Annotated in this window: 22 protein-coding genes; 9 read left to right on the plus strand and 13 right to left on the minus strand. The window is 74.2% G+C overall.

What is annotated here, in order from left to right; all coding sequences use genetic code 11:
* The first annotated feature begins 14 nt into the window (after positions 1-14).
* The gene (locus ACFEMC_RS11550; RefSeq protein ID WP_380176471.1) at positions 15-488 is read left to right on the plus strand and encodes a hypothetical protein; all 474 of its coding nucleotides are present in this window, start codon (positions 15-17) and stop codon (positions 486-488) included.
* Positions 489-490: 2 nt separating this feature from the next.
* On the opposite strand, the gene ACFEMC_RS11555 is transcribed toward ACFEMC_RS11550, so the two are convergent.
* Complete coding sequence (locus ACFEMC_RS11555; RefSeq protein ID WP_380176473.1) at positions 491-2,077, minus strand: methyl-accepting chemotaxis protein; 1,587 nt, start codon at positions 2,075-2,077, stop codon at positions 491-493.
* 116 nt (positions 2,078-2,193) lie between these two features.
* The gene (locus tag ACFEMC_RS11560; RefSeq protein WP_380176475.1) at positions 2,194-2,745 is read right to left on the minus strand and encodes an NAD(P)H-dependent oxidoreductase; all 552 of its coding nucleotides are present in this window, start codon (positions 2,743-2,745) and stop codon (positions 2,194-2,196) included.
* 144 nt (positions 2,746-2,889) lie between these two features.
* Here ACFEMC_RS11560 and ACFEMC_RS11565 point away from each other — a divergent pair, with 144 nt between their 5' ends.
* Both ACFEMC_RS11565 and ACFEMC_RS11570 read left to right on the plus strand, forming a co-directional pair.
* The gene (locus ACFEMC_RS11565; protein WP_380176737.1) at positions 2,890-3,516 is read left to right on the plus strand and encodes a TetR/AcrR family transcriptional regulator; all 627 of its coding nucleotides are present in this window, start codon (positions 2,890-2,892) and stop codon (positions 3,514-3,516) included.
* A 66-nt stretch (positions 3,517-3,582) separates the two neighbouring features.
* Complete coding sequence (locus ACFEMC_RS11570) at positions 3,583-4,203, plus strand: dihydrofolate reductase family protein (RefSeq protein WP_380176477.1); 621 nt, start codon at positions 3,583-3,585, stop codon at positions 4,201-4,203.
* 13 nt (positions 4,204-4,216) lie between these two features.
* Here the strand turns inward: ACFEMC_RS11570 and ACFEMC_RS11575 are convergent, their stop codons facing one another.
* From ACFEMC_RS11575 to ACFEMC_RS11590, 4 genes are read right to left on the minus strand one after another with little or no spacing between them, the layout of a single operon-like run.
* On the minus strand, positions 4,217-4,753 hold the full coding sequence (locus tag ACFEMC_RS11575) for a GNAT family N-acetyltransferase (protein WP_380176479.1): 537 nt from the start codon (positions 4,751-4,753) through the stop codon (positions 4,217-4,219).
* Positions 4,750-5,142: an ATP-binding protein gene (locus ACFEMC_RS11580; RefSeq protein ID WP_380176481.1), complete on the minus strand. Its 393-nt coding sequence runs from the start codon at positions 5,140-5,142 to the stop codon at positions 4,750-4,752. The genes ACFEMC_RS11575 and ACFEMC_RS11580 overlap by 4 nt, the downstream gene beginning before the upstream one ends.
* A 46-nt stretch (positions 5,143-5,188) precedes the next feature.
* A complete protein-coding gene (locus tag ACFEMC_RS11585; RefSeq protein WP_380176483.1) occupies positions 5,189-6,061 on the minus strand; it encodes an HDOD domain-containing protein in 873 nt (290 codons plus the stop codon).
* Positions 6,058-8,262, minus strand: a complete 2,205-nt coding sequence (locus ACFEMC_RS11590; RefSeq protein ID WP_380176485.1) for a putative bifunctional diguanylate cyclase/phosphodiesterase — start codon at positions 8,260-8,262, stop codon at positions 6,058-6,060. Before ACFEMC_RS11590 ends, ACFEMC_RS11585 begins: the two co-directional genes overlap by 4 nt.
* A 233-nt stretch (positions 8,263-8,495) precedes the next feature.
* On the opposite strand from ACFEMC_RS11590, the gene ACFEMC_RS11595 reads away from it, so the two are divergent.
* Together ACFEMC_RS11595 and ACFEMC_RS11600 are read left to right on the plus strand one after the other, a co-directional pair.
* Positions 8,496-9,635, plus strand: a complete 1,140-nt coding sequence (locus ACFEMC_RS11595) for an MFS transporter (RefSeq protein WP_380176487.1) — start codon at positions 8,496-8,498, stop codon at positions 9,633-9,635.
* A complete protein-coding gene (locus ACFEMC_RS11600) occupies positions 9,605-10,966 on the plus strand; it encodes a hypothetical protein (protein ID WP_380176489.1) in 1,362 nt (453 codons plus the stop codon). The genes ACFEMC_RS11595 and ACFEMC_RS11600 overlap by 31 nt, the downstream gene beginning before the upstream one ends.
* A gap of 7 nt (positions 10,967-10,973) precedes the next feature.
* Here the strand turns inward: ACFEMC_RS11600 and ACFEMC_RS11605 are convergent, their stop codons facing one another.
* The 4 genes from ACFEMC_RS11605 to ACFEMC_RS11620 form a co-directional block, all read right to left on the minus strand.
* The gene (locus ACFEMC_RS11605) at positions 10,974-12,470 is read right to left on the minus strand and encodes a hypothetical protein (protein ID WP_380176491.1); all 1,497 of its coding nucleotides are present in this window, start codon (positions 12,468-12,470) and stop codon (positions 10,974-10,976) included.
* Between the two features lie 82 nt (positions 12,471-12,552).
* Complete coding sequence (gene acnA / locus ACFEMC_RS11610; RefSeq protein ID WP_380176493.1) at positions 12,553-15,342, minus strand: aconitate hydratase AcnA; 2,790 nt, start codon at positions 15,340-15,342, stop codon at positions 12,553-12,555.
* Between the two features lie 120 nt (positions 15,343-15,462).
* Complete coding sequence (locus ACFEMC_RS11615) at positions 15,463-15,819, minus strand: DUF202 domain-containing protein (protein WP_380176494.1); 357 nt, start codon at positions 15,817-15,819, stop codon at positions 15,463-15,465.
* Positions 15,816-16,181 (minus strand): YidH family protein, encoded by a 366-nt coding sequence (locus ACFEMC_RS11620; RefSeq protein WP_380176496.1) that lies wholly within the window; start codon positions 16,179-16,181, stop codon positions 15,816-15,818. The genes ACFEMC_RS11615 and ACFEMC_RS11620 overlap by 4 nt, the downstream gene beginning before the upstream one ends.
* Positions 16,182-16,312: 131 nt before the next feature.
* Between ACFEMC_RS11620 and ACFEMC_RS11625 the strand changes: the two genes are divergently transcribed.
* Complete coding sequence (locus ACFEMC_RS11625) at positions 16,313-16,495, plus strand: hypothetical protein (protein ID WP_380176498.1); 183 nt, start codon at positions 16,313-16,315, stop codon at positions 16,493-16,495.
* 18 nt (positions 16,496-16,513) lie between these two features.
* Here ACFEMC_RS11625 and ACFEMC_RS11630 read toward each other — a convergent pair whose 3' ends face one another.
* Positions 16,514-17,878 (minus strand): class I SAM-dependent RNA methyltransferase, encoded by a 1,365-nt coding sequence (locus ACFEMC_RS11630; RefSeq protein ID WP_380176500.1) that lies wholly within the window; start codon positions 17,876-17,878, stop codon positions 16,514-16,516.
* Positions 17,875-19,941: an APC family permease gene (locus ACFEMC_RS11635; RefSeq protein ID WP_380176502.1), complete on the minus strand. Its 2,067-nt coding sequence runs from the start codon at positions 19,939-19,941 to the stop codon at positions 17,875-17,877. The genes ACFEMC_RS11630 and ACFEMC_RS11635 overlap by 4 nt, the downstream gene beginning before the upstream one ends.
* Before the next feature lie 39 nt (positions 19,942-19,980).
* Here ACFEMC_RS11635 and ACFEMC_RS11640 point away from each other — a divergent pair, with 39 nt between their 5' ends.
* From ACFEMC_RS11640 to ACFEMC_RS11650, 3 genes are read left to right on the plus strand one after another with little or no spacing between them, the layout of a single operon-like run.
* Entirely contained in the window at positions 19,981-20,646 is a 666-nt protein-coding gene (locus ACFEMC_RS11640) for a potassium channel family protein (protein WP_380176504.1), read from the plus strand.
* Positions 20,646-21,305, plus strand: a complete 660-nt coding sequence (locus ACFEMC_RS11645; protein ID WP_366173055.1) for a TrkA family potassium uptake protein — start codon at positions 20,646-20,648, stop codon at positions 21,303-21,305. Before ACFEMC_RS11640 ends, ACFEMC_RS11645 begins: the two co-directional genes overlap by 1 nt.
* Positions 21,306-21,345: 40 nt before the next feature.
* Positions 21,346-23,766, plus strand: coding sequence for an ATP-binding cassette domain-containing protein (locus tag ACFEMC_RS11650; RefSeq protein WP_380176506.1), 2,421 nt, complete (start codon positions 21,346-21,348; stop codon positions 23,764-23,766).
* Here ACFEMC_RS11650 and ACFEMC_RS11655 read toward each other — a convergent pair.
* The gene (locus tag ACFEMC_RS11655; RefSeq protein WP_380176508.1) at positions 23,717-24,541 is read right to left on the minus strand and encodes an alpha/beta fold hydrolase; all 825 of its coding nucleotides are present in this window, start codon (positions 24,539-24,541) and stop codon (positions 23,717-23,719) included. The two genes, ACFEMC_RS11650 and ACFEMC_RS11655, sit on opposite strands and share 50 nt — an antisense overlap.
* Between the last annotated feature and the right edge of the window lie 75 nt (positions 24,542-24,616).

The following is a 24,616-nucleotide window of genomic DNA, read 5'->3' on the forward strand; positions in this document are numbered from 1 at the left end:
CGTACGATCGGCGCGTGGTCCTGCCGATCAGCCATCCCCTGCAGCGGTACAGCGTCAGCGGGTACCAGGAGGCGGAGCTGCCGTCGGGCACGGTCGCGTGGTCGGCGAACCTGCTGCGCTACGGGCAGGGGTTCGGCCTCGTGACCGACCACGGCGACGGACGGCCGGCCGAGTGGACGTTCACCGACGCCGGGTACGGCAAGGAGTTCCTCGCCGCGGCGGCCGCGCTGCACCCGGACGCCGACGACCCCGGGGCGGTGCTCGTCGACCAGCTCGTGACCGTCCGGCAGATGAACTCCCTCGACCAGGTCGCCTACTGCCTCGACGACGACGCGTTCGAGGCCCGCGGGGAGCACCGGCTCGCCGACCCCGGCCTGACGTTCCTGCAGGTCCGCCGCGACCTCGCCGAACGGTTCCCCGACCGCAACCCCCGCATCTGGGACAAGAACGCGTCGGCGATGGTGCCCGTCACGTCACCGTCCACCTGACGTCAGCGGCGGAACGTCGCCACGACGGAGTTCAGTTCCGCCGCCGAGCGCGCCACCTCGCCGGCCGTGGTGGCGGTGTGCCCGGCGCCCGTGGTGGTCTGGGCCGCCGCAGCGGCGATGCCGGTCGTGTTGAGCGCGATCTCCTGGGCGCCCGCGGAGACCTCGGTGACGTTGCGGACCATCTCGGCGGTCGTGGCGGACTGCTCCTCGACGGCGGCGGCGATGGTGGCCTGCAGGGCGTCGACGCGCACGATCACCTCGGCGATGTCGTCCACGGCGCGCGCCGCGGCGTCGGCGTCGGTCTGCGTCGCCCCGACCTTGGCGACGATCTCCTCCGTCGCCCGCGCGGTCTGCTGCGCCAGTTCCTTGACCTCCCCGGCCACGACGGCGAAACCCTTGCCCATCTCCCCCGCGCGCGCGGCCTCGATGGTCGCGTTCAGGGCCAGCAGGTTCGTCTGCTCGGCGATGGCGGTGATGAGCTCGACGACGTCGCCGATCTCGCGGCTGGAAGCGGACAGGCGGGTCAGGGTCGCCGAGGCGTCGTGCGCGGAGGCCACCGCACCGGCGGCCGTCTCCGACGCCTGCGCGGTGGCCGAGGCGATCTCGCGGATGGCCGAGGTCATCTCCTCACCCGCTGCGGCGACCGTCGCGATGGACGTCGAGATCTCCTCGGTGGCGGCCGCGACGACCTGCGCCTGGACGGCGGACTCCTCGGCCCCGCCGGACAACTGCGTCGCGACGGCGGTCAGCTCCTCGCTCGAGGCGGCGAGCGTGACGGCGTTGTCGGCGATGCGGCCCACGGTGGCCGACAACGCGTCCATCGACGTGTCGGTGGCGACCGCGAGACGGCCCACCTCGTCGCGGGCCTCGTACTGGACGCGCTGGTCGAGGCGGCCCTGCGCGAGGCCCTCCATGACCTCCACGGCGCGACCAAGGGGCCGGGCGATGGAGCGGGACGTGAGGACGGCGGTGGCGGCCGCCAGCACCAGGGCCAGGAGCACGGTGCCCACGACGACGGCGACGGCCGTCCGGTAGGCGGCCTCCCCCTCCGCGGCGATCGCCTGCGCCGCAGCGGTCTCGGTCTCGTCGAGCTCGGCGACCGCGGCCCGGACCCGGTCGGCGGCGGGCGCGGCGGACGCCGTGCGCTGCTGGACGAAGGCCGCGAGCTCGTCGTCCCGGGCCAGCGGCAGCAGAGCCGTCACGGCGGTGCGGTACTCGGCCAGCGCGGTGGTCACGGCCTCGCGCTGGCCGGCGGGGGCGGCCGGTCCGCTGGCGAGGTAGCGCGCCCAGGCGGTGTCCACCGCGGCGTCGTCGGCCTGCAGGCGCTGGGCCGCCGCCGCGGTGGTGGCCGCGTCGGGGGCGAGGGCGGTGTCGGCGAGGTCGGAGCGGGCCACGACGAAGGCGGTGTCCACCTTGTCCACGGCGTCCACCGAGGCGAGCCCGGACGTGGCGAGGTACTGCATGTGGTCCTGCGCCTGGGCCAGGCGGTGCAGCCCCACCCCGGCGACGAGGACGAGGAGTGCCCCGACGAGCCCGAACCCGACGGCGAGCTTGGCCGCCACCCTCAGGTCACGCCACCGACTCGCCACGACCGCCGTCCCCTCACAGGTGGGGACCCGTGCCCCCTCCCCCTGGTGATCGGCAGGCGGGCCGGGCGGCTGGAGCCGCCCGGCCCGCCTCGTCCCGGGGATCCTGCAGCCGGGCCTCAGGCTGCGCGGGTGGCGGCGACGAGACCGTCGAGGACCGACGTCAGCTTCTCCACGACCTCGGCGTCGTCCTTGGGGTGGGTCTGCGCGAACCGGACGACCGAGCCGGGGATGGCGAAGGTGACGTCGGACAGGACGTTCGCGCCGGCGATCCCGAGCGCCTTGCGGGCGTCGTCCTGGGCCCAGACGCCGCCGAACTGGCCGAACGCGGAACCGACCACGACGAGCGGCTTGCCGTTCAGGGGGCTGGCGCCGTACGGGCGGGAGGCCCAGTCGATGGCGTTCTTCAGCACGGCAGGGACGGTGCCGTTGTGCTCGGGGGTGACGACGAGCACCGCGTCGGCGGCGGTGAGGGCGTTGCGGAAGTCGAGGGCGGTCTGCGGGACCGACCCCTCGACGTCGACGTCCTCGTTGTAGAAGGGCAGGTCGCCCAGCCCTTCCTGGATGGTCAGCTCGACACCCTCGGGGGCCAGGGCGACGGCGGTCTCGGCGATCTGGCGGTTGGTGGACGCGGCGCGCAGGCTGCCGACCAGCACCAGGACGTGGGTCACGGGGATCTCCTCGGACGACGGTGGGCACCCGGTCGGGCGCTCGAAACGGACTGTAGTCCGCATCTTGTCCCAGCTTCAAGCAGAAGGTGCTCCGCCCGGGCGGCCGTCCTCCCAGCGCTCCCCTAGGCTGCGCCCGTGGCGAGGATGCTGGCCCTGCTGGGCGAGGGCGCAGAGATCCCCGGCCGCGCGGACGCCTCCCGCAACCGCGAGCTCCTGCTCTGCACGGCCCGACGCCTCCTCACCGAGGTCGGCCCGGAGGGCCTGAGCATGGACGCGCTGGCCGAGGCGGCGGGTCTGGGCAAGGGCACCGTCTTCCGCCGGTTCGGTTCGCGCGCAGGGCTCTTCGTCGCCCTGCTGGACGAGGACGAACGGGCCTTCCAGTCCGCCTGCCTGGCCGGTCCCCCACCACTGGGGCCGGGCGCCGATCCCGTCGAGCGGCTCGTCGCCTTCGGCCGCGAGCGCCTGACCTTCGCCGACAGCCGGGCGGCACTGCTGCGCGAGGCCCGCGCGCGGCCGACGACCCCCGGGGCGCCCGGGGACTTCACCCGGCTGCACCTGCGCGTCCTCCTCGAGGCCGCCGGCACGCGGGGCGACACCCAGGTCCTGGCCTACCAGCTGCAGGCGGTGCTGGAGGCGCCGCTGCGGCACCACGTCGAGGCGGGCCTGGACACGGGCTTGGACCCCGGGCGGGGCCAGGCCCCGCCCCTGGACCGCCTCACGGACGGGTGGGCCGACCTCGTCCGGCGCACCACCGCCGACCGGAAGCGCTGAGCACCGATGAGTCCGGCGGCAGTCGGGAGTCCACCGCACGACGGACCGGACGCACCAGGAGGACGCATGGGCCAGATCCACCTCGAACTCTTCGCCACCCTCGACCTGGTGGGTCAGGGCCCCGGGGGTCCCGACGAGGACCCCGTCGGGTTCGCGTTCAGCGGCTGGCAGGCCCCGCTCGTGGACGAGCACACGGGACGGCAGGTCGCGGCCTCCTACGAGGGCACCGACGCGCTGCTGCTGGGACGGCGCACCCACGAGATCTTCAGCGCCTACTGGCCGCACCAGGAGGGCGGGCGCGACGACGACATCGCGACGCTGTTCAACCGCGTCCCGAAGTACGTCGCCTCCCGCGGCCGGCCGGACCTGTCGTGGTCGGGATCGGTGCAGCTCGGCCCGGACCTGCCCGCGGCCGTCCGTGAGGTCCGGGAGCGGCACGATCGCGTCAAGGTCGTCGGCAGCCTGAACCTCGTGCAGACCCTGCTGCGGGAGAGGCTGTTCGACGAACTGCACCTGTGGCTGCACCCGCTCGTCCTGGGCACCGGCAAGAAGGTGTTCGACGGCGGGATCGTCCCCGCGAACCTCACGCTGCTCGCCCCGCCGGACGCGGGACCCCGGGGCACCGTGTTCCTGCGCTACGGCCTGGCCGAGGGAGTTCCCGCGACGGGGGACATGACGGCGGGATGACCGGTGACCGGGATCAGCCCGGCGCGGTGCGCTGGTAGAGCACGTGGTCCTGCCAGCGCCCCGCGATCCGCAGGTACCGGCGCGCGACGCCGATCCGCTCGAACCCGTTGCGCTGCAGCACTGCTTGCGAGGCGGAGTTGGACAGCAGGGTTCCGGCCTGCAGCCGGTGCAGGCCCAGACCCCCCGGTTCCGGGGCGAACGCGAGTTCCACCAGCGCGGCGACCGCGTGGGTCGCGACGCCGCGGCCGTTGACGGCCTCGGCGACGAAGTACCCCACGTCGGCCGACTGGAACGGACCCCGGACGATGCCGGACAGCGTCAGCCTGCCGACGAGTTCGCCGTCGTGTTCGATGACGTACGGGGCGACGCGGCCGGCCGCGTGCTCGGCCAGCGCCGTGGTCAGGAGTTCCTCCTGGCCCTCGGCGGTGAAGTAGGCCTCGTCCCGTTCGGGTTCGTACGGTGCGAGGAACGGCCAGTTCTCCCGCAGCAGGGCGGCCACCGCGGCGGCGTCGTCGGGTCGCGCCAGCCGCAGCGTCGTCGCCTCCGTCACGAGATCACGAACCAGACGGTCTTGCCGTTCTCGTCGTGCTCGACGCCCCACCGGTCGGAGATGATGTCGACGAGGGCGACACCGCGGCCACCTTCGGCCTCCGGTTCCGCGTCGCGGCGCACGGGCGGGTGCGGGTTGCCGTCCGACACGGCCACGTGCAGGGCCGGGCCGTCCCCCTCGCAGGAGACCCGCACCCGCACGGGCGGGCCGCCGTGGCGGACGGCGTTCGTGACGAGCTCGGAGACCAGCAGCTGCGCCTCGTCGAGGACGCGGGCGTGGTGGGCGGCGCAGAAGGCCTCGGACAGGAACGCGCGCGCCCGGCGGGCCGAGTGCTCCTCGTCGGGCAGGGTGATCTCCGCCGCCGGGGTCGCCTCGCACACGCAGGCCATCCAACACCATCCCCTCCGACCGCGCGCCCGGCCGCTCGGTGCCGCCTCAGGCCGTCAGCAGTTGCACGAGCTCGGCGGCGGTGCGGGTGACCCCGGCGCGGACGGCGTCCAGCTCGGCATCGCGCACGTGCCCCGCGGACAGCTGCTCGGCGACCTGCGGCGTGCGTGCCGGGTCGGTGATGCGCTCGGACAGTTCCAGCCCCAGGCGCACGCACGTGGCCAGTGGCGTCGCCCACCCGGGGCGGTCCACCTGCGACAGGGCGTGGGCGAGGTCCTCGGGGAAGGCCCAGGCCGCGAGCGCCTCGGCGGACACCCGCGTGTGGGTGGCGCCGTAACGACGGTTCTCGGCTGCCAGGAGTTCCTCGCGGTCGGCGCACTCGACCGTCATCCGCGGGTACTCCACGGGATCGCAGCGCACGAGCAGCGCCTGCCCCAGCCGGGCCAGCAGGCCGACCGAGAACGCCTCCGGCGCACCGCACCCGAGCCGCGGGGCGAACTCGGCGGCGGCGACGGCGGTCAAGACGCTGCGGTCCCAGAACCCGGCGAGGGACTCGGGGACGTCGTCGAGACCGGCCATGGCCGAGACGGCGAGGCTGCGCACGGTGGAGAACCCGACGACGGTCACCGCGAACGCGGGCTGGGAGACCCGGCCGGACAACCCGAAGTAGGCGGAGTTGGCCAGCCGGAGCACCTTGGCCAGCAGGGCCGGGTCGTAGCCGAGCGTGCGCCCGAGCGAGCGGGCGTCGGAGGCGGTGTCGTCGGCCTCGGCCACCACGCGCGCGGCGACCGGCCGGTGGGCGGGCAGGTCGTCGAGGGCGGCGGAGATCCGGCCGAGGACCTCCACGGCTCCCGGCGGGGTGGTGGACGTCTGCACGGGCGAGGTCGTGGTGGCGGTCGCGGTGGTGGGGGTCGTGCTCACGCGGGCACCCCCTTCAGCGACGCGGTGGCGGGCCCGGGGACCAGCTCCCCACCAGTGCGCAGCACCTCGACGAGACCCTCGCGAGTCAGCGGCCGGGAGTACAGGTACCCCTGCACGGCCTCGCAGCCGAGGTCGGTGATGACCGCGTCCTGCTCGAACGTCTCGACGCCCTCGGCGACGACCCCCAGGCCCAGGGTGCGGGCCAGGGAGACGACCGCGGCCGCCACGGCGCGGGCCGGTCCGGTCGTGGAGCGCAGGTCCCGCACGAAGGACCGGTCGACCTTGAGGTGGTCGACGGGCAGGTCCTTGAGGTAGGCCAGCGAGGAGTAGCCCGTGCCGAAGTCGTCGATGGCGACCCGCACCCCGTCGGCCCGCAGTTCCTCCAGCACCTGGCGGCAGGCGCGCAGGTCGCTGGCCAGGGCCGTCTCGGTGACCTCCAGGCACAGGTCGCTCAGCTGCAGGCCGGCCGCGGCCACGGCGCGCCGGACGCCGGCGGCGAAACCGTCGGCGGCCAGGCTCACGGCCGAGACGTTGACGGCCACGTGGTCGGGGCTGACGGGGAGATCCCCCGCGGCCTGGGCCGCGCGCCACGCCGCGAGGTCGTGGCAGGCGACCTGCAGGACGTGGGCGTCCAGGGCCGGGACGAGGTTCGCGCGTTCGGCCAGTTCGATGAAGACGTCGGGACGCACGGGCCCGAGCTCGGGGTGCGTCCAGCGGCACAGGGCCTCGACGCTGCGCAGCCGCGCGGGGCGGCCGGGCCGGACGACGGGCTGGTAGTGCACCTCGACGCCACCGCGGGCCAGGGCCTCGCGCAGGTCCGCGACGAGGCGCAGGGCGCGGCGGGCCCGGGTGCGCACCTCCTCGTCGAGCAGGGTCCAGCGCCCACCCCCGGCGGCCTTGGCCTCGTGCACGGCGATGCCGGCGTCGCGCACGACCTCCTCGGCGCTGCAGCTCAGGCCCTCCAGGAGGACGACGCCGATGCTGGCGACGAGCCGCAGCCGCAGCCCGTTGACCTCCACCGGGACGAGCACGGCCTCCAGGACGCGTTCGGCCGTGGCGCGCACGGCGTCGAGGTCGGACAGGTCCGCGCAGACGAGGACGAACTCGTCGCCGCCGGGCCGGGCCACCATGTCCCCGGCGCGCACGGTGCGGGCCAGGCGGCGGGCGACCTCGACGAGGACGGCGTCCCCGGCCTCCGGGCCCAGGCCGTCGTTGACGGTCTTGAAGTCGTCGAGGTCGACCATGAGGACCCCGACGTCGGGGCCCTGGCCGGGCGCACGGCCCGGCAGGGCCAGCAGGTCGGACAGCCGTTCCAGCAGTGCGAGGCGGTTGGGCAGACCCGTCAGCAGGTCGTGCTGGGCCTGATAGGCCAGCCGGTGCTCGCGCGCGAGGCGGTCGGTGACGTCCTCGACCGTGCCGATGAAGCCGGCCCCGTACCCGGGGGTCCGGCTGGGGGCCAGCCGCACGGTCACCCACCGGATCTGGCCGGCGGCCGTCCGCAGGCGGGTGTCGAGCGTGACGCGTTCCCCGGCCAGGACGGTGGCGACGGCCTCAACGACCCCGGTCCGCTCGTCGTCGACGACGTGGGTCAGCCAGCCGGTCCCGCACAACTCCTCGGCGGGCAGGCCGAGCAGCTCGGCGAACGCGTCGTTGACGCGGGACAGCCGCGCACCCACGTCCGAGACGATCGTGGGCACGGGGGAACTCTGGGCGAGGGTGGCGAACCGTTCCTCGGCGGCGCGCAGCGCGGCGTGGGCGCGCTCGTCCTCCGGCAACGCCAGCGACAGCACCCAGAACTGCTCCCCCGCCCCGGCGCGCGCGACGGCGGCCAGGCCGGGTCCGGGACGGTCGGGGACGGGCCAGGCCACGACCTCGGAACGCCGCAGGTCCCCGCCGGCGGTGACGACGTCGACGGCGTAGCGGGTGCGGCGTTCGCGGGACAGGCGCTCGGCGTCCGGGCCGGTGCGCAGCAGGCGGGTCACGGCGACGTCGACGAGGTGGTCGGCGTCGATCCCGAACAGGTCGGAGGCGGCGGTGTTCGCCCAGCGCACCCGGGCGATCTCGCGGGCGGCGTGCGGACGGGACACGACGAGGACGGGTTCGTCGGCGGCGGCCGCGTGGTGCAGCAACGCGGCGTCGACCCCGGCGGTGGAGTCGGGGCCTCCCCCGGGGTGGTGGCTGCGCCACGCCTCGTTCAGCACTGGTTCCGTCCACGGTGGTTCCCGGCGATCCCTTCCGTGGGGCCGCATCGGAGTGTTCATCGGCACGTTGCGCCACGAACTGATCCCCCCGGGTGCACGGACGCCGGGCGCGCGCCGGAACCCACGCGGGGCCGGCTGCGCTGCGTGACGTCGCCACCCGCCGGACCGCGCAGTAGGGTTCGGCGCAAACGTCCGGCCCCCAGGCCGGTCCGCCCCTGCCGGAAGGTTCCGCCGTGCTCACGGCGTTCTTCGCCGCGGCCGCGTGGGGGCGGGTCGGACTCGCCGCGACCCCCCTGGCGCTGCTGTGGTTCGTCCACGACCGGACGGGTTCGTGGTCCGGTGCCGGGCTCGCCGCGGCCGGTCTGGCGCTGGCCGAGGCCGTCGCCGGCCCGCAGACGGCCCGGCTCGTCGACCGGTTCGGCCAGCCCCGCGTCCTGCCCGTCCTCGCCCTGGCCCACGGGACGGCTCTCGTGGCGGTCGCCGCCCTCCTGCCCGCGTCGGCGCCAGGCCCCGTCCTGCTGACCGCGGGTCTGGTCGTCGGGGCGACCCTGCCCCAGCTGGGAGCGTTCTCGGGCGCTCGCTGGTCGTACCGGCTCACCCCCGCGTCCGGGTTGTCGCGGGCCTTCGCGTGGGAGGCGGTGGCGGGCTCCACGGCGTTCCTGCTCGGCCCGGTCCTCGCGGCCTGGCTGGCCGGCGGGGGCCGGCCGGAGGTGGCCCTGGCCGGGGCCGCCGCGCTGGTCGCCTCCGGGACGACGGTGCTGGCCCTGCTGCGGTCCTCGGCCCCGCCTCCCGCGCGGCGGCGGTCCCCCGGGCTGGGGCTGCCGCGGGGGCTGGGGCTCCCGCTCACCGTGACGGCCTGCCTCGGCGTGCACTTCGGGGCGCTGCCCCTGGCCGTCGCGGCCGCCCGGCTCGAGGCGGCCGCCGCGGTCCTGGGCGCCTCCAGCGGCGCTGGGCTGCTCGCCGGGCTGGCCCTCACGCGGGCCCCGGACCCGCGACTGCGCCGGGCCGCGGTCGTCCTGGCGCTGGTCGCGACCCCGCTGGCCGTGCCGGGACTGCTCACCACCCCCGTCGTCGTGCTCGCCGCAGTGCTCGCCCTGGTGGGGGCCGCGGTCCCGCCCGTCGTCGTCGCCACGACCGTCCTGGTGCGCGAACGTGCTGCACCGCAGCAGCTCACTAGCGCCTTCGCCTGGTCGGCCTCCGTCTCGGCCGCCGGTGTCGCGACCGGCTCGGCGGTGGCGGGACAGGCCGTCGACCGCGTCGGGCCACCGGCAGCGGGCGGACTGGCCGCGCTGGCTCTCGCGGCCGCCCTCCTGGCGGTCCTCGGCTGGGGCAGGATCGTGCGGTGCGCCCGTTGCGACCCACCCGCCTCCTGAGCCTGGACTCGGGGGTGTGGGCGCTCGACGAGACCCAGCCGGTCGCCGCCGTGCTGGACCGGCGCACGGGCCGCGTGGAGCGGCTCGTCGGCTGGTCGCAGGTCCCGCCCGAACCCGTGCCGGCCCCGTGGCCGCCACCGCGGCTGGTACCGGACGGGCCGGCGTTCTGGACGCACCCGCACGGGGAGGCGCCGCTCGTGCGCATCGGCCACGGCGGGGTGGAACTCGCGGTGTGGACCCACGGGTTGCGGCTGGCGGCCGTCGGGCCCGACGGTGCGTGGTGCGCTCCCCCGCCACCCCCGCAGGACGTCGTGCGCTCGGCCGAGGGCCGTCCCGGGTGGGGACTGCAGCCGAGCCAGTTGCTGCACGTGGCCCGTCGCGGCACCCCGCGACGCACGAACGTGCCCGCACCCGTGCGCGCGGCGCAGGCCGAGGACTCGGGGTTCTTCGTGGCCTTGGACGCCGAACCCTGGCACCTGGAACCCCTCGGCGCCGACCTGCACGAGGTGGTGTGGGACACCGCCTGGTACCGCGTGCCGTGGGGCGCCGACGTCGGCGACGAACTCCTCGACGTCGCCGAACCCGTCGCCGAGGGGCCGCCCGTGCGGACCGAGGACGGCCGCGGGACGCACTCGTGGCTGGACCCGTGGAGCGCGGGCGGGGACCGCCACGGGGTCCGGCTGGAGGGGGCCCGCTGGGGTTTCGGCTGGCGCGCCGATGCTCTGGCCGCCGCCGCGGGCGAGCTCGTGGCCGTCGTCCACAACGCCGACGGGAACCCGGTGCGGCGCGTAACGATGGGCCGCGGGACGACGACGTCGGCGGCCCTCGTCGGCACGGGGTCGGGCGAACGTCTCGTCGTGGCCGTCCGTCGCGACGCGCCCGGGGTATCCGCTCCGCCCGTGGACCTGCTCACGGTGCACCGCAGCGGGGACGTGACGCCGTTGCTGCGCGGTGCCGAGGTCGACATCGGTGAGCACGTCCGGCCGCTGGTGGACCGGCCGCTGGAAGCCGGGTCCTACCTGCGGCAGGTGCTGGCGACGTACGGCCGGCTCGAGGAGCACTGGCGCACCGACGCCGGGTTGCTGCCGCTGGTCGAGGGGTTGAGCGCCGCCCGGGCCCGGCTCGTCGGCGACTGGCCGGACACGGTGCTGGAGTGGACGTTCGAGCACCCCGAGCGACCCGGCGTGCGGCTGCGCCGCCGGGTTCCGCTGTTCGACGAACTCGGGCGCATCACCCCGCCGGACACGGCCGCCGAGGTGTTGCGGGAGGACCTGCTGACGGGCCACGTCCCGCCGCTGGACGCGGCCCGCCGGGGGTTCCTGGACCTCTGAGCGCGTCTCAGCCGTCGGCGCGGAACAGGACCAGCACGTCCTGCGTGCGCCAGGTCCCCGCCGTCGTCGTCCACTCCGCGACGCCCTGCGGGGGTTTCACGGCGGCACTGCGCCAGCGCAGGACCCACGGGTCGGGCTGGGCGGGGCCGGGGTCGCGCCGGGCGTAGTTCCAGCGCAGCAGCTGGCGCAGCACCGGGTCGGCCTCCTCCGTGCGGGCCTCGACGAGGGGTTCCAGCACGGCGGGGTCGGAGAACTGGTCGACGATCTCGCAGTCGCACGAGTACGCCAGCAGCCCGATCTCCCCCGGCGCGGTGACGCGCTGGTCGCCGACGATCCGTCCGACGTCCGCGCCGATCGCCCGGTACTCCGCCGGGGTCGCGAAGTTGCCGAACACCGGCGGGTAGGCCCAGGGCAGCGGCAGCGCGGCCGCCGGCACCGAGGCGGCGAGCCCGCCCACCGCCGCCAGCGCCGTGACGACGGGCACGACCCGCCGGGCCCGGTTCCGCAGCAGCACCCCCAGCCCGACGACGGCGACGAACGACAGCGTCGCCGCGGGCGGCACGTAGTACCACTGGTACGGCGGGACACCCAGGACGCTGTAGACGCCGAAGTAGGCGGCACCGCCCAGGCCCAGGCCCACGAGTCCGCGGCGCGCGGCGTCCCTGCGCCGGACCAGACCCACGAGCAGGAGCAGCAGGACGACGACGCCGAGCACCGCCCCGGCGACGCCGACCCCGACCGCGACGGGGGTGTTGGGCCAGTAGTGCGTCCACAACCCCTGCAGGTACGTGCGGTCGGGCCCGAAGTTCTTCTGGTTCGTCTTGATGACGAACGTGTCCGGGATCGCGGACCCCAGGAACCACCAGCTCACCGCGAACCACGGCAGCGCGACGGCGCAGCAGGTGAGGACCGCGACGTGCAGCCGGCGCAGCACCGGGCCGGAGACGAGGGCGAGCAGGACCACGAACACGACGGTGTCCAGCCGGGCCAGCAGGGCCAACCCCGCCACGAGGCCGTACAGCGCCGGCCGGCCCGCCACCGAGGCGGCCAGCAGGGCGAGGACGGCGGTGAACACCAGGACGACCTCGAGGCCGACCGCGGACACGAGCAGCGGGTTCGCCAGCACGACGACGACGGCCGCGGCGGCCCACCAGGACGAGATCCCCGCGCGCCGGGTGACGTGCCCGGCGCACCCGGCCGCGACGGCGGCCAGGACGGTCGTGACGACGCCCAGGGCGAGTTCCCCGTCCGGGCCGGCGAACGGTCCGACGAGGAGGAACCCCAGCGCCAGCAACCCCACGTTGAGCGGCGAGGTCGCGGCGTTCGACGTGATGCCCGGGGTCATGCCCCAGTGGAAGTGCTCGGCGAGGTTCCGGGCGTAGGCCAGCGTGATGTAGGTGTCGTCGATGAGGCCGCGGGACGTGGTCCAGGACAGCAGGGCACCCACGAGGGCGCCGAACAGCGGCAGGACCACCCGGGAGGAGGGGCGTGGCGGTGCGGGCACGGGCTGCATCCCACCACAGTCCGGGGACGACGACGGCCGTCCCCCTTCCGGGGGACGGCCGTCGTGGTGGTCCGGGAGCGGATCAGGCGGTGGTCAGCGACCGCAGCACGTACTGCAGGATCCCGCCGTTGCGGTAGTAGTCCGCCTCACCGGGGGTGTCGATGCGGACGACCGCGTCGAACTCCACGGTGCCACCGTCGGTCTTGGTGGCGGTGACCGCCACCGTGCGGGGCGTGCGGCCCTCGTTGAGCTCGGTGATGCCGGCGATGTCGAACGTCTCGGTGCCGTCGAGGCCGAGCGAGGCCGCCGACTCCCCCTGCGGGAACTGCAGCGGGATGACGCCCATGCCGATGAGGTTCGAGCGGTGGATGCGCTCGAAGCTCTCGGTGATGACGGCCTTGACACCCAGCAGCGCGGTCCCCTTCGCGGCCCAGTCGCGCGAGGACCCCGAGCCGTACTCCTTGCCGCCCAGCACGACGAGCGGAGTCCCCTGCGCGGCGTAGTTCTGGGCCGCGTCGTAGATCGACGTCTGCTCGCCACCGGCGGTGAAGTCGCGGGTGAAACCGCCCGAGACCCCGTCCAGCAGCTGGTTCTTCAGGCGGATGTTCGCGAAGGTCCCGCGGATCATCACCTCGTGGTTCCCGCGGCGGGACCCGTAGGAGTTGAAGTCCTGGCGCTCCACACCGTGCTCGGACAGGTACACGCCGGCCGGGCTGTCCGGCTTGATGGAACCGGCCGGGGAGATGTGGTCGGTCGTCACCGAGTCGCCGAGCAGCGCCAGGACGCGGGCACCGGAGATGTCGCTGACGGGCGACGGCTCGGCCTGCATGCCCTCGAAGTACGGGGGCTTGCGGACGTAGGTGGAGTCGGCGTCCCAGTCGAAGGTGTCGCCCTCGGGCGTGGGCAGACCCTGCCAGCGCTCGTCACCGGCGAAGACGTCGGCGTAGTCCTTGACGAACATGTCCTTGCTGATGGCCTCGCCGATGACCCGCTCGACCTCGGCCGCGTCGGGCCAGATGTCGCGCAGGAACACGTCCTGGCCGGACTCGTCCTGACCGATCGGGTCGTTCTCGACGTCCCAGTCCATCGTCCCGGCGAGCGCGTAGGCGATGACCAGCGGCGGGGAGGCCAGGTAGTTCATCTTGATGTCCGGGTTGATCCGGCCCTCGAAGTTCCGGTTCCCCGACAGCACCGCGGTGACGGCGAGGTCGTTCTGCTGGACGGCCGCCGAGACCTCCTCCGGCAGCGGGCCCGAGTTCCCGATGCAGGTGACGCAGCCGTAGCCGACGAGGTGGAAACCGAGCTTCTCCAGGTACGGGGTGAGCCCGGCCTTGTCGTAGTAGTCGGTGACGACCTTGGACCCGGGGGCCAGCGACGTCTTGACCCACGGCTTGCGGGTCAGGCCCTTCTCCACCGCGTTCTTGGCCAGCAGCGCGGCCGCGACCATGACGGAGGGGTTGGACGTGTTGGTGCAGCTGGTGATCGAGGCGATCGCGACGGCGCCGTGGTCGATCTCGGTCTGCGTCCCGTCGGCCATCGTCAGGGCGACCGGGTTCGACGGGCGGCCGCTGGCCTTGCCCGGCGCGTGCGGTTCCCCACCGGCGTTGCTGCCGCTGGCCGAGGGCGCGTCGGAGGCCGGGAACGTCTCGACTAGCGCCTCGTCCTGCGCGGACTGCGGCGCCACGTAGTCGCCGAGGGCGGCGCGGAAGGCGGCCTTGGCGTCGTCCAGGACGATGCGGTCCTGCGGTCGCTTGGGACCGGCGATGCTCGGGACGACGGTGGACAGGTCCAGCTCGAGGTACTCGGAGTACTTCGCCTCGACCGAGGGGTCGTGCCAGAGACCCTGCTCCTTGGTGTACGCCTCGACCAGCGCGACCTGCTCGTCGCTGCGGCCGGTCAGGCGCAGGTAGTCGAGGGTGACGTCGTCGATCGGGAAGATCGCCGCGGTGGAGCCGAACTCGGGGCTCATGTTCCCGATGGTGGCGCGGTTGGCCAGCGGGACCGAGGCGACGCCCTCGCCGTAGAACTCCACGAACTTCCCGACGACGCCGTGCTTGCGCAGCATCTCGGTGATCGTCAGGACGACGTCGGTCGCGGTCGCACCGGCCGGGATCGCACCCGACAGCTTGAAGCCGACGACGCGCGGGATGAGCATCGAGACGGGCTGGCCGAGCATGGCCGCCTCGGCCTCGATGCCGCCGACGCCCCAGCCGAGGACGCCGAGGCCGTTGACCATCGTGGTGTGCGAGTCGGTGCCCACCAGGGTGTCCGGGTAGGCCTGCAGCTCCGAGCCCACCTGGCGCGGGAACACCACGCGCGCGAGGTGCTCGATGTTCACCTGGTGCACGATCCCGGTGCCCGGCGGGACGACCTTGAAGTCGTCGAACGCCGTCTGGCCCCAGCGCAGGAACTGGTAGCGCTCGCGGTTGCGGCCGTACTCGATCTCGACGTTCTGCTCGAACGCGTCGGGGCGCCCGAAGACGTCGGCGATGACCGAGTGGTCGATGACGAGCTCGGCCGGCGCCAGCGGGTTCACCTTGGTCGGGTCCCCGCCGAGGGCGCCGACGGCCTCGCGCATGGTGGCGAGGTCGACGATGCAGGGCACGCCGGTGAAGTCCTGCATGATGACACGCGCCGGCGTGAACTGGATCTCGGTGTCCGGTTCGGCGTCCGGGTTCCAGCCGCCGAGGGCGCGGATGTGGTCGGCCGTGATGTTGGCGCCGTCCTCGGTGCGCAGCAGGTTCTCCAGGAGGACCTTCAGGCTGAACGGCAGCGTCGCCGCACCCTCGACCTTGTCGAGGCGGAAGATCGTGTAGTCCGTCCCGGACACTGTTAGGGTAGCCTTGGCTTCGAAGCTGTTGTGGCTGCTCACCGGGAGCTCCTCACTCGTCGTCCGACGTCGTCGCGTCGCACCGCGCCGCCGTCCTTGCCGTGCTCGATGGTCCCACCGGCAGTGGTGGGACCGACCCGCGGGGTGGACCCTCGCGACCATTTATCTCGACGTCAAGATACCACCGTGGGTGGCCGAGAGCACCAGCACCGTCGCCGACACGCCCAGGAGCACCGCGACACCGGCCGTCGCGGCCAGCAGCCCGGCCCCCGGCCCGGCGCGCAGGTGCCCGTCCCGCAGCAGCGCGCGCACCGTCCGGCGGCCCCGCGCGCCCGCGGCGACGTGCAGCGCGGCCCCCGCCGCGCAGCCCGCCACCGCCAGGACGAGCGCCGCCGTTCCGAACCGGGGCGCCAGCAACCGGCCGAGGAGGGCCGAGCCGACGAGGACGGCCAGCGCCGTCCGTCGCCAGGCCAGCGCCGTCCGCTCGGGCTGCAGCCCCGCGTCGAACCGACCGGTCACCGCAGGACCAGACCGAGCAGCACCAGCACCCCCGCCAGCCCGACCCCGACCGTCAGGGGCGCCGCCAGGGTCGGGGACGCGAGCGGCTCGCCGCGGCGCATGGCCCGCTCGTCCCGGGCCCAGCCGCGCCAGGCCTGCCCGGCCGTGAGGGTCCCCAGGACGACGAGCAGGACGGACGCGGCGAGCCGCAGCTCCGGCTGCAGGGCGAGGTTCAGCCCCTCCAACGCGACCCCGCCGGCCAGGAGCGCCAGGGCCGTGCGGATCCAGGCCAGGAACGTCCGCTCGTTGGCGAGGCTGAAGCGGGGGTCCGGTTCCTCCCCCTCGCCGTAGACGCTGCGCGGGAAGCGGGAGGGGGCGCTCACGCCTCGATCGTCTCGCACCGCGACGGACCACCCGGACGGGTGCACACGGATGCAGCACAGTCGGCTTGAGCCGGGTCACTCTCGGTCAGCACAGTGGAGGCACGCCCCAGCCGCCCGCCCCGGAGGTCCCGATGCCCCTGCTCTCCCGCCGCCCCGAGCGCTACGTCCCCCGCCACTCCACCCGCGAGGTGTTCCGCGCGTGGGAGCCCGACGCGGTCGTCGACGTCACCCGCGGGGAGTCCCCCACCGACGTCCTCGAGAGCGTCCTGGAGGCCCTCGACGGCCTCGACGCCCGCGAGCGCCAGGACGCCTGAGGAACTCCCCGCGCGACCTCAGCGCACGAAGCGCGCCACGCACTCCACGTGGTGCGTCATGGGGAACAGGTCGAAGGCCCGCAGCCCGTCGAGCCGGAACCCGTGGCCGGCGAGGAACTTCGCGTCCCGGGCCAGCGCGGCGGGGTCGCAGGCCACGTAGGCCACGGCCCGCGGCGCCAGGGCCGCGATCCCGTCCACGACGGCCCGGCCCGCACCCGAGCGCGGGGGGTCCAGGACGACGAGGTCGGTCCGGCGACCGGCGAGCTCGTCGTCGGTCAGCGCCTCCTCGACGTCGCCCTCCCACAGCTCCACCTGGGGGTGCTCGTGCAGCGAGCGGCGCGCGTCGCGCACGGCCCGCCCCTCCCCCTCCACGGCCAGGACGGTCCCGTCGGCGCCCACGGCGTCGGCCAGCAGCGCCGTGAACAGCCCGACGCCGGAGTACAGGTCGAGGGCGTGCTCCCCCGGCTGCGGTGCCAGGGCGGCCAGGACCGCCTCGCCCAGCAGGCGCGGGGCGGCGGGGTGCACCTGCCAGAACCCGGCGCCCCCCACGCGGAACGCGTGCTCGCGCTTCTGCTCCCCCACCCGGACGGTGACGCGCTCGCCGACCCAGGTGCGGCCCGAGACGCGGTGCAGCCCCTCGAGGGTGCGGACGGCGACGGAGGCGTCGGGCAGCTTGGGGACGTGCGCGTGGGTGCCGGGCAGCGGCTCGACGACGACGAGGGGCGCGGCGCCGTCGGAGCCTGCGGCGACCTCGACGGTGCCGACGTTGCCGAACCTGGCGCCGAGGACGCCGGACCCGACGACGGCCTCGGTGCTGATCGGGCAGTCCTGCAGGGGCACGACCTGGTGCGAGCGGTGCGCCCGCAGCCCCGTGCGGCCTTCGGCGTCGACGGCGAACTGGGTGCGGGTGCGCCAGCGCAACCCCGCCCCGTCCGCCCCGGGTCCCGGCAGCGGCGCCTCCTCGACCGTCACGTCGACGTCGAGGCCCGCGAGCCGGCGGAACTGCTCGGCGACGACGGCGGCCTTGAGCGTGCGCTGGCGGGCCGGGGTGGCGTGCTGGAAGTCGCACCCGCCGCACAGGCCCGGGCCGGCGACGGGGCAGGGCGGTTCGACGCGGTCGGGGTCGGCGGCGAGGACGCGCACGGCGTCGGCGCGCCAGAACGAGGCGCCCTCGGCGCCCTCGGTGACGCGCGCGACGACCCTCTCGCCCGGCAGGGCGTGCCGGACGAAGACGACGCGGCCCTCGTGCCGCGCCACGCAGTGCCCGCCGTGGGCGACCGGCCCGACCTCCAGCTCGAGCTCGGTGCCACGCGCGTCCGGTCCTGCCGGAGCGGGGCGGCGGGTCCCGCGGGCGCGGGTGGGGCGACGGGAGGGGGTGCTCACGGGGTCTCCTCGGTGTTGCTGCTGCTGCTGGTGGGGCCGCGGTCGACGGGGCCCGGGCCGAAGGTGCCGCGGCGGACGGTGCCGGGGGCCTGCCGCTCCAGCCGGTCCTCCTGGCCCGCCGAGCTCGACAGCTGCCACGGGACGCTGGCCACCATGACGCCGGGCTGGTAGCGCAGGCGCGCCCGCAGCCGCAGCGCGGACTGGTTGTGCAGGAACGTCTCCCACCAGTGGCCCACGACGTACTCGGGCACGTAGACGATGACCAGGTCGCGCGGGTACCGCCGGCGCAGCGCCTTGACGTGCTCCAGGACCGGGCGGGTGATCTCGCGGTAGGGCGAGTCCAGCACGGTGAGGGGCACGGGCACGCCGAGGGCCTCCCAGCGCTGCTGCAGCGCCGCTGTCTCCTCCGGCTCGACGGCGACCGTGACGGCCTGCAGGTCGGTCGGCTTGGCGGCCCGGGCGAACGCCAGCGCCCGCAGCGTCGGCTTGTGGATCTTGGAGACGAGGACGACGCCCCGCACCCCCGTCGGCAGCGCCTTGGCCTTGGCGTCGGGCGCGACCTCGATCTCGCGGCTGACGTTGCCGTAGTGGCGCCGGATGAGCTTCATGTTCACGAAGACGACGACCATGGCCAGGATCGCGATCCACGCGCCCTGGGTGAACTTCGTCAGCAGGACGATGACGAGGACCGTCGCGGTCAGCCCGAGGCCGATGCAGTTGATGACGCGCGAGCGGCGCATGCGGGCGCGCGCCGCGGGGTCGGTCTCGGTCCGCAGGTGCCGGTTCCAGTGCCGGATCATGCCCGTCTGGCTCATGGTGAACGAGACGAAGACGCCGACGATGTAGAGCTGGATGAGCCGGGTCACCTCGGCGTCGAAGGCCAGGATGAGGACGATGGCCGCGACGGCGAGGGCGATGATCCCGTTGGAGAACGCGAGCCGGTCCCCGCGGGTGTGCAGCTGCTTGGGCAGGAAGCCGTCGCGGGCCAGGATCGAGCCGAGGACGGGGAACCCGTTGAACGCGGTGTTGGCGGCCAGCACGAGGATGACCCCGGTGGCGGCCGTCACGACGTAGAACGCGACCGGGAAGTGGTCGAAGATCGTCGCGGCGAGCTGGCCGATGACCGGGTCCTGCACGTAGCTGCTGCCCACCGGCGTCCCGTTCCGCAGCAGCTGGTGCTCGGGGTCCTCGGCGAAGCGGACACCGGTCAGGTTGGCCAGCGCCACGATGCTGACGAGCATGGTCACGCTCGTCAGGCCGAGCAGCAGCAGGGTCGTCGCGGCGTTCTTGCTCTTGGGCTTCCGGAAGGCCGGGACGCCGTTGCTGATGGCCTCCACGCCCGTCAGGGCCGCGGCGCCGGAGGAGAAGGCCCGCAGGATGAGGTAGGCCCCCGCCAGGCTCGTGAGCCCGCCGGAGATGTCGTGCTCGGCCGTCAGGCTGAAGGCGGCGCTGGGGGCCTTGGGCAGGTCCCCGAACAGCAGGCGGCCGAAGCCCCACACCGCCATCCCGAGGATCGAGGCCATGAAGATGTAGGTCGGGATCGCGAAGGCGGCCCCGCTCTCGCGGATGCCGCGCAGGTTGACCGTCATGAGCAGCAGCACCAGCGCGACGGCGAAGAGCGCCTCGTGCCCTCGCAGGGCCGGGATGGCGGCGGCCGCGTACTGCGCCCCCGAGGAGATCGACACGGCCACTGTCAGCACGTAGTCGACGAGCAGCGCGCTGCCGACTGTGAGCCCCGCGTTGGGGCCGAGGTTGACCGTGGCGACCTCGTAGTCCCCGCCCCCTGAGGGGTAGGCGTGCACGTTCTGCCGGTAGGAGGCGACGACGACGAACATGACGACGACGACGCCCACGGTGATCCACGGCGAGAACGAGTACGCGGCGATGCCGGCGATCGAGAGCGTCAGGAAGATCTCGTCGGGGGCGTACGCGACGGAGCTCAGCGCGTCGGAGGCGAAGACGGGCAGGGCGATGCGCTTGGGGAGCAGCGTCTCGGACAGGCGTTCGCTGCGGAACGGTCGTCCGACGAGGACGCGCTTGACCGCATCGGTCACAGAGGGCACGTCTGCCGATGGTAGGCGCAAGACGGTAGCGTTCGGGACGTGCACTTCGTGATCATGGGCTGCGGCCGGGTCGGCTCGAGCCTGGCGCTCACCGTCGAGCAGCGGGGGCACAGCGTGGCCGTCGTCGACCAGAACGCCGACGCCTTCCGCCGGCTGGGCCCGACGTTCGCCGGGCGCCGGGTCACCGGGGTCGGCTTCGACCACGACACGCTCGTCGAGGCGGGCATCCACGAGGCCGGCGCCTTCGCCGCCGTCTCCTCCGGCGACAACTCCAACATCCTCGCCGCGCGGGTGGCGCGGGAGAAGTTCGACGTCGAGAACGTCGTGGCCCGCATCTACGACCCGGGCCGCGCCGAGGTCTACGAGCGCCTGGGCATCCCCACCATCGCCACGGTGCGCTGGACGTCGGACCAGGTGCTGCGCCGCCTCGTCCCCGAGGGGGCCCTCAGCGAGTTCCGCGACGCCTCCGGGCGTGTCGTGCTCGTCGAGCTGCCCGTGCACGAGGGGTGGGTCGGGCGGCCGCTGTCGGCGCTGGAGGCCGCCGCCGGCGTGCGCGTGGCCTACCTGACCCGCCTGGGCCAGGGCGTCGTGCCCGTCAAGGGCATGGCCTACCAGGAGGACGACGTCGTGCACGTCGTGGTCGCCGACGAGCGCACCACGTCCGCCGCGGCCGTGCTGGCCGCCGCACCGGAGGAGGGGGCCTGATGCGCGTCGTCATCGCCGGGGCCGGGATCGTGGGACGGTCCATCGCCCGCGAACTGCTGGGCAACGGCCACCGCGTCCTGCTCATCGACCGCAGCCCCGCGGCCATGAAGATCACGAGCGTCCCGGACGCGCAGTGGCTGCTGGCCGACGCGTGCGAGATCTCCAGCCTCGACGAGGCCGAGCTGGCCGACTGCGACGTCGTCGTGGCCGCGACCGGGGACGACAAGGCCAACCTCGTCGTCTCCCTGCTGGCCAAGACCGAGTACGGCGTGCCGCGCACCGTGGCCCGCGTGAACAACCCCAAGAACGAGTGGCTGTTCGACGAGGCCTGGGGCGTGGACGTCGCCGTGTCGACGCCACGGCTCATGACGGCCCTGGTCGAGGAGGCCGTGAGCGTCGGCGAGCTCGTGCGGCTGTTCACGTTCCAGCAGGGTCAGGCCTCGATGGCCGAGTACACCCTCGAGGAGGGCAGCCCGGTCCTGGGCCGCACCGTCGGGGAGGTGCGCCTGCCGGAGGACACCGTCCTCGTCGCCATCGTCCGCGCCGAGCGGCCGCTGCCGCCCAGTCCGGACGACGTCCTCGAACCCGGAGACCACCTGCTGTTCCTGTCCGTCCCGGACGCCGAGGCCGAGCTGCGCACGATCCTCGCGGCCGGCTGAGGGGCTCCCCCGCGGCGGACGCCGCTGGCAGGATCGGTCCATGGACGCGCACCCCGCCGACCGCCACGACACGATCCGGGTCCACGGGGCGCGGGAGAACAACCTGCGCGACGTGAGCGTCGACCTGCCCAAGCGGCGGCTCACGGTGTTCACCGGGGTCTCGGGCTCGGGCAAGAGCTCCCTGGTGTTCGGCACCATCGCCGCGGAGTCGCAGCGCATGATCAACGAGACGTACTCGACGTTCGTCCAGGGGTTCCTGCCCGCGCTCGGCCGGCCCGACGTCGACGTCCTCGACGGGCTGACGACCGCGATCATCGTCGACCAGCAGCGGATGGGCGGGGACGTCCGCTCGACCGTGGGGACGGCGACCGACGCGAACGCCCTGCTGCGCATCCTGTTCAGCCGCCTGGCCGAACCGCACGTGGGGGGCCCGCAGGCGTTCTCCTTCAACGTCGCCTCCGTCTCGGCCAAGGGCGCGATGACGGTCGCCAAGGGGGCGGGCCAGAAGAAGGTCGTGGCGGACTGGTCGCGCACGGGCGGGATGTGCCCGCGCTGCGAGGGCCGCGGCACCGTCGACGACCTCGACCTCACCGCGCTGTACGACGCCACGAAGTCCATCGACGACGGCGCCGTCAAGGTGCCGGGCTACTCCATGGACGGCTGGTACGGCCGCATCTACAAGGGGTGCGGGTTCTTCTCCTGCGACAAGCCCGTGGGGGAGTTCACGCAGCAGGAGCTCGACGCGTTCCTGTACGCCGAGCCCGTCCGCATCAAGGTCGACGGCATCAACGTCACCTACGAGGGCCTCGTGCCGAAGGTCCGCAAGTCGATGCTGTCCAAGGACGTCGACGCCCTGCAGCCGCACGTGCGGGCCTTCGTCGAACGGCTCGCGACGTTCACCACCTGCCCCGACTGCGACGGCACGCGCCTGGCCGAGGGCGCGCGGAACGCCCTGATCGCCGGGGTGAGCATCGCCGACGCCTGCCGGATGCAGGTCACCGACCTCCTGGACTGGGTGCGCGGGCTGGACAAACCCTCCGTCGCCCCGCTGCTGGGGAACCTGCGGGGCGTGCTGGAGGCGTTCGTCGAGATCGGGCTGGGGTACCTGTCGCTGGAACGTCCCGCGGGCACGTTGTCCGGCGGGGAGGCCCAGCGGGTGAAGATGGTGCGCCACCTGGGGTCCGCGCTCACTGACACGACGTACGTGTTCGACGAGCCCACCACGGGCCTGCACCCGCACGACGTCACCCGCATGAACGACCTGCTGCTGCGGTTGCGCGACAAGGGGAACACCGTGCTCGTGGTGGAGCACAAACCCGAGGTGCTCGCCGTGGCCGACCACGTCGTCGACCTCGGCCCCGGGGCGGGGTCGGCCGGCGGGACGGTCTGCTACGAGGGGACCTTCGAGGGGTTGCGGGCCAGCTGGACGGTCACCGGCCGGCACGTCGACGACCGCGGGCAGCTCAAGGCCGCGGTGCGGACGCCGACGGGGTTCCTGCCGGTGCGCGGCGCGTCGACGAACAACCTGCGGGACGTCTCGGTCGACCTTCCGCTGGGGGTGCTCCTGGTCCTGACCGGCGTCGCCGGGTCGGGCAAGAGTTCCCTGGTCCGCGGATCGGTGTCCGGGCTCGACGGTGTCGTCACCGTGGACCAGAGCCCGATCCGCGGTTCGCGCCGCAGCAACCCGGCCACGTGCACCGGGTTGCTCGAGCCGGTGCGCAAGGCGTTCGCGAAGGCGAACGGCGTGAAACCTGCGCTGTTCAGCGCGAACTCCGAGGGGGCCTGTCCCACGTGCAACGGCGCGGGGGTCGTCTACACCGACCTCGCCGTCATGGCCGGGGTCGCGACGACCTGCGAGGACTGCGAGGGCCGCCGCTTCCAGGCGTCGGTGCTCGAGCTGCGGCTGGCCGGCCGGAACATCGCCGAGGTGCTGGCGATGCCCGTCGAGGAGGCCGTGGAGTTCTTCGCGGCCGGCCCCGCGCGCGTCCCGGCCGCGCACACCGTCCTGCAGCGGCTGGCCGACGTCGGGCTCGGCTACCTCACGCTGGGGCAGCCGCTCACCACGCTGTCCGGCGGGGAACGGCAGCGGCTGAAGCTCGCATTGCACATGGGCACGACGGGCGGGGTGCTCGTCCTGGACGAACCCACGACCGGCCTGCACCTGGCCGACGTGGCGAACCTGCTGGCGCTGCTGGACCGGCTCGTGGACGCCGGCACGTCCGTGCTCGTCGTGGAGCACCACCAGGCGGTCATGGCCCACGCCGACTGGATCGTCGACCTCGGGCCGGGTGCGGGCCACGACGGGGGCACGGTCGTCTTCGAGGGGACACCGGCCGACCTGGTGGCCGCGCGGGCGACGCTGACGGGCGAGCACCTGGCCCGCTACGTCGGCGCCGCCGACGCGGAACCCGTCAGGGCTGCAGGAAGGCGGCGATCTCCCGCGCGAAGCGGGGGTCGCTGAAGACCGTCGCGTGGTCGCCGGTGACGGTCTGGACGCGGGCGCCGGGGACGGCGTCGGCCAGCACCTGCGGCCGCACGGCGAGGGGGTCCTCGTCACCGGCGACGACGAGGGTGGGCACCGCGATGGACCCGAGGTCGATCGGGGACGCGTGCACGACGTCGGCCTGCGCGGCCAGGGCCAGGAGGTCGTTGCCGGTGGAGGCGGCGAACATCCGGAAACCCTGCAGCAGCTCGTCGCCGAGGTCGCCCGGGTCCGAGGCGCGCAACGCCCTCGCGAGCTCGGAGGACGGCAGGGCGCGGGTGTCCACCCCGCCGACCTCGATGATCCCCGCTCCGACCCCCCCGACCACGAGGCGGCGCAGGCGGTCGGAGTGGCGGGACGCGAAGATGAGCGAGACGACGGACCCCATCGAGTAGCCGGCGAGGTCGACCCGCCCCAGGCCGAGCGCGTCGAGGACCTCGAGGACGTCCTGGGCCATGCGCGTCTCGCCGTAGAAGGCGTTGTCGTGCGGGGCGTCGGAGGCACCGTGCCCGCGGGCGTCGACCGCCAGGACGCGCCGGCCCTGGGCCAGGAGCGTCTGCGGCAGACCCGAGCGCGGCCACTCGAGGAACGCGCTGGCGCTGAAGCCGTGGTGCAGGAAGACGGGTAGGGCCTCGGCCGCGCCGTCCCACTCGTACACGCTGAGCGTCAGACCGTCGGACGTCGGGAGGCGGTGGGTGCGGTCGGGCGCCCGGAGTTCCGGGGCGTCGGGCTGCTCGGGTGCGGGGGTGCTCACGGTTCCTCCGGGGGTTCTGAGGTGGCGGGACCACGGTAGGGCATTGACAGGAAACCTGCCATCATCCGATCGGGT

Source organism: Kineococcus sp. DHX-1 (assembly GCF_042473625.1).
Classification (GTDB): domain Bacteria; phylum Actinomycetota; class Actinomycetes; order Actinomycetales; family Kineococcaceae; genus Kineococcus.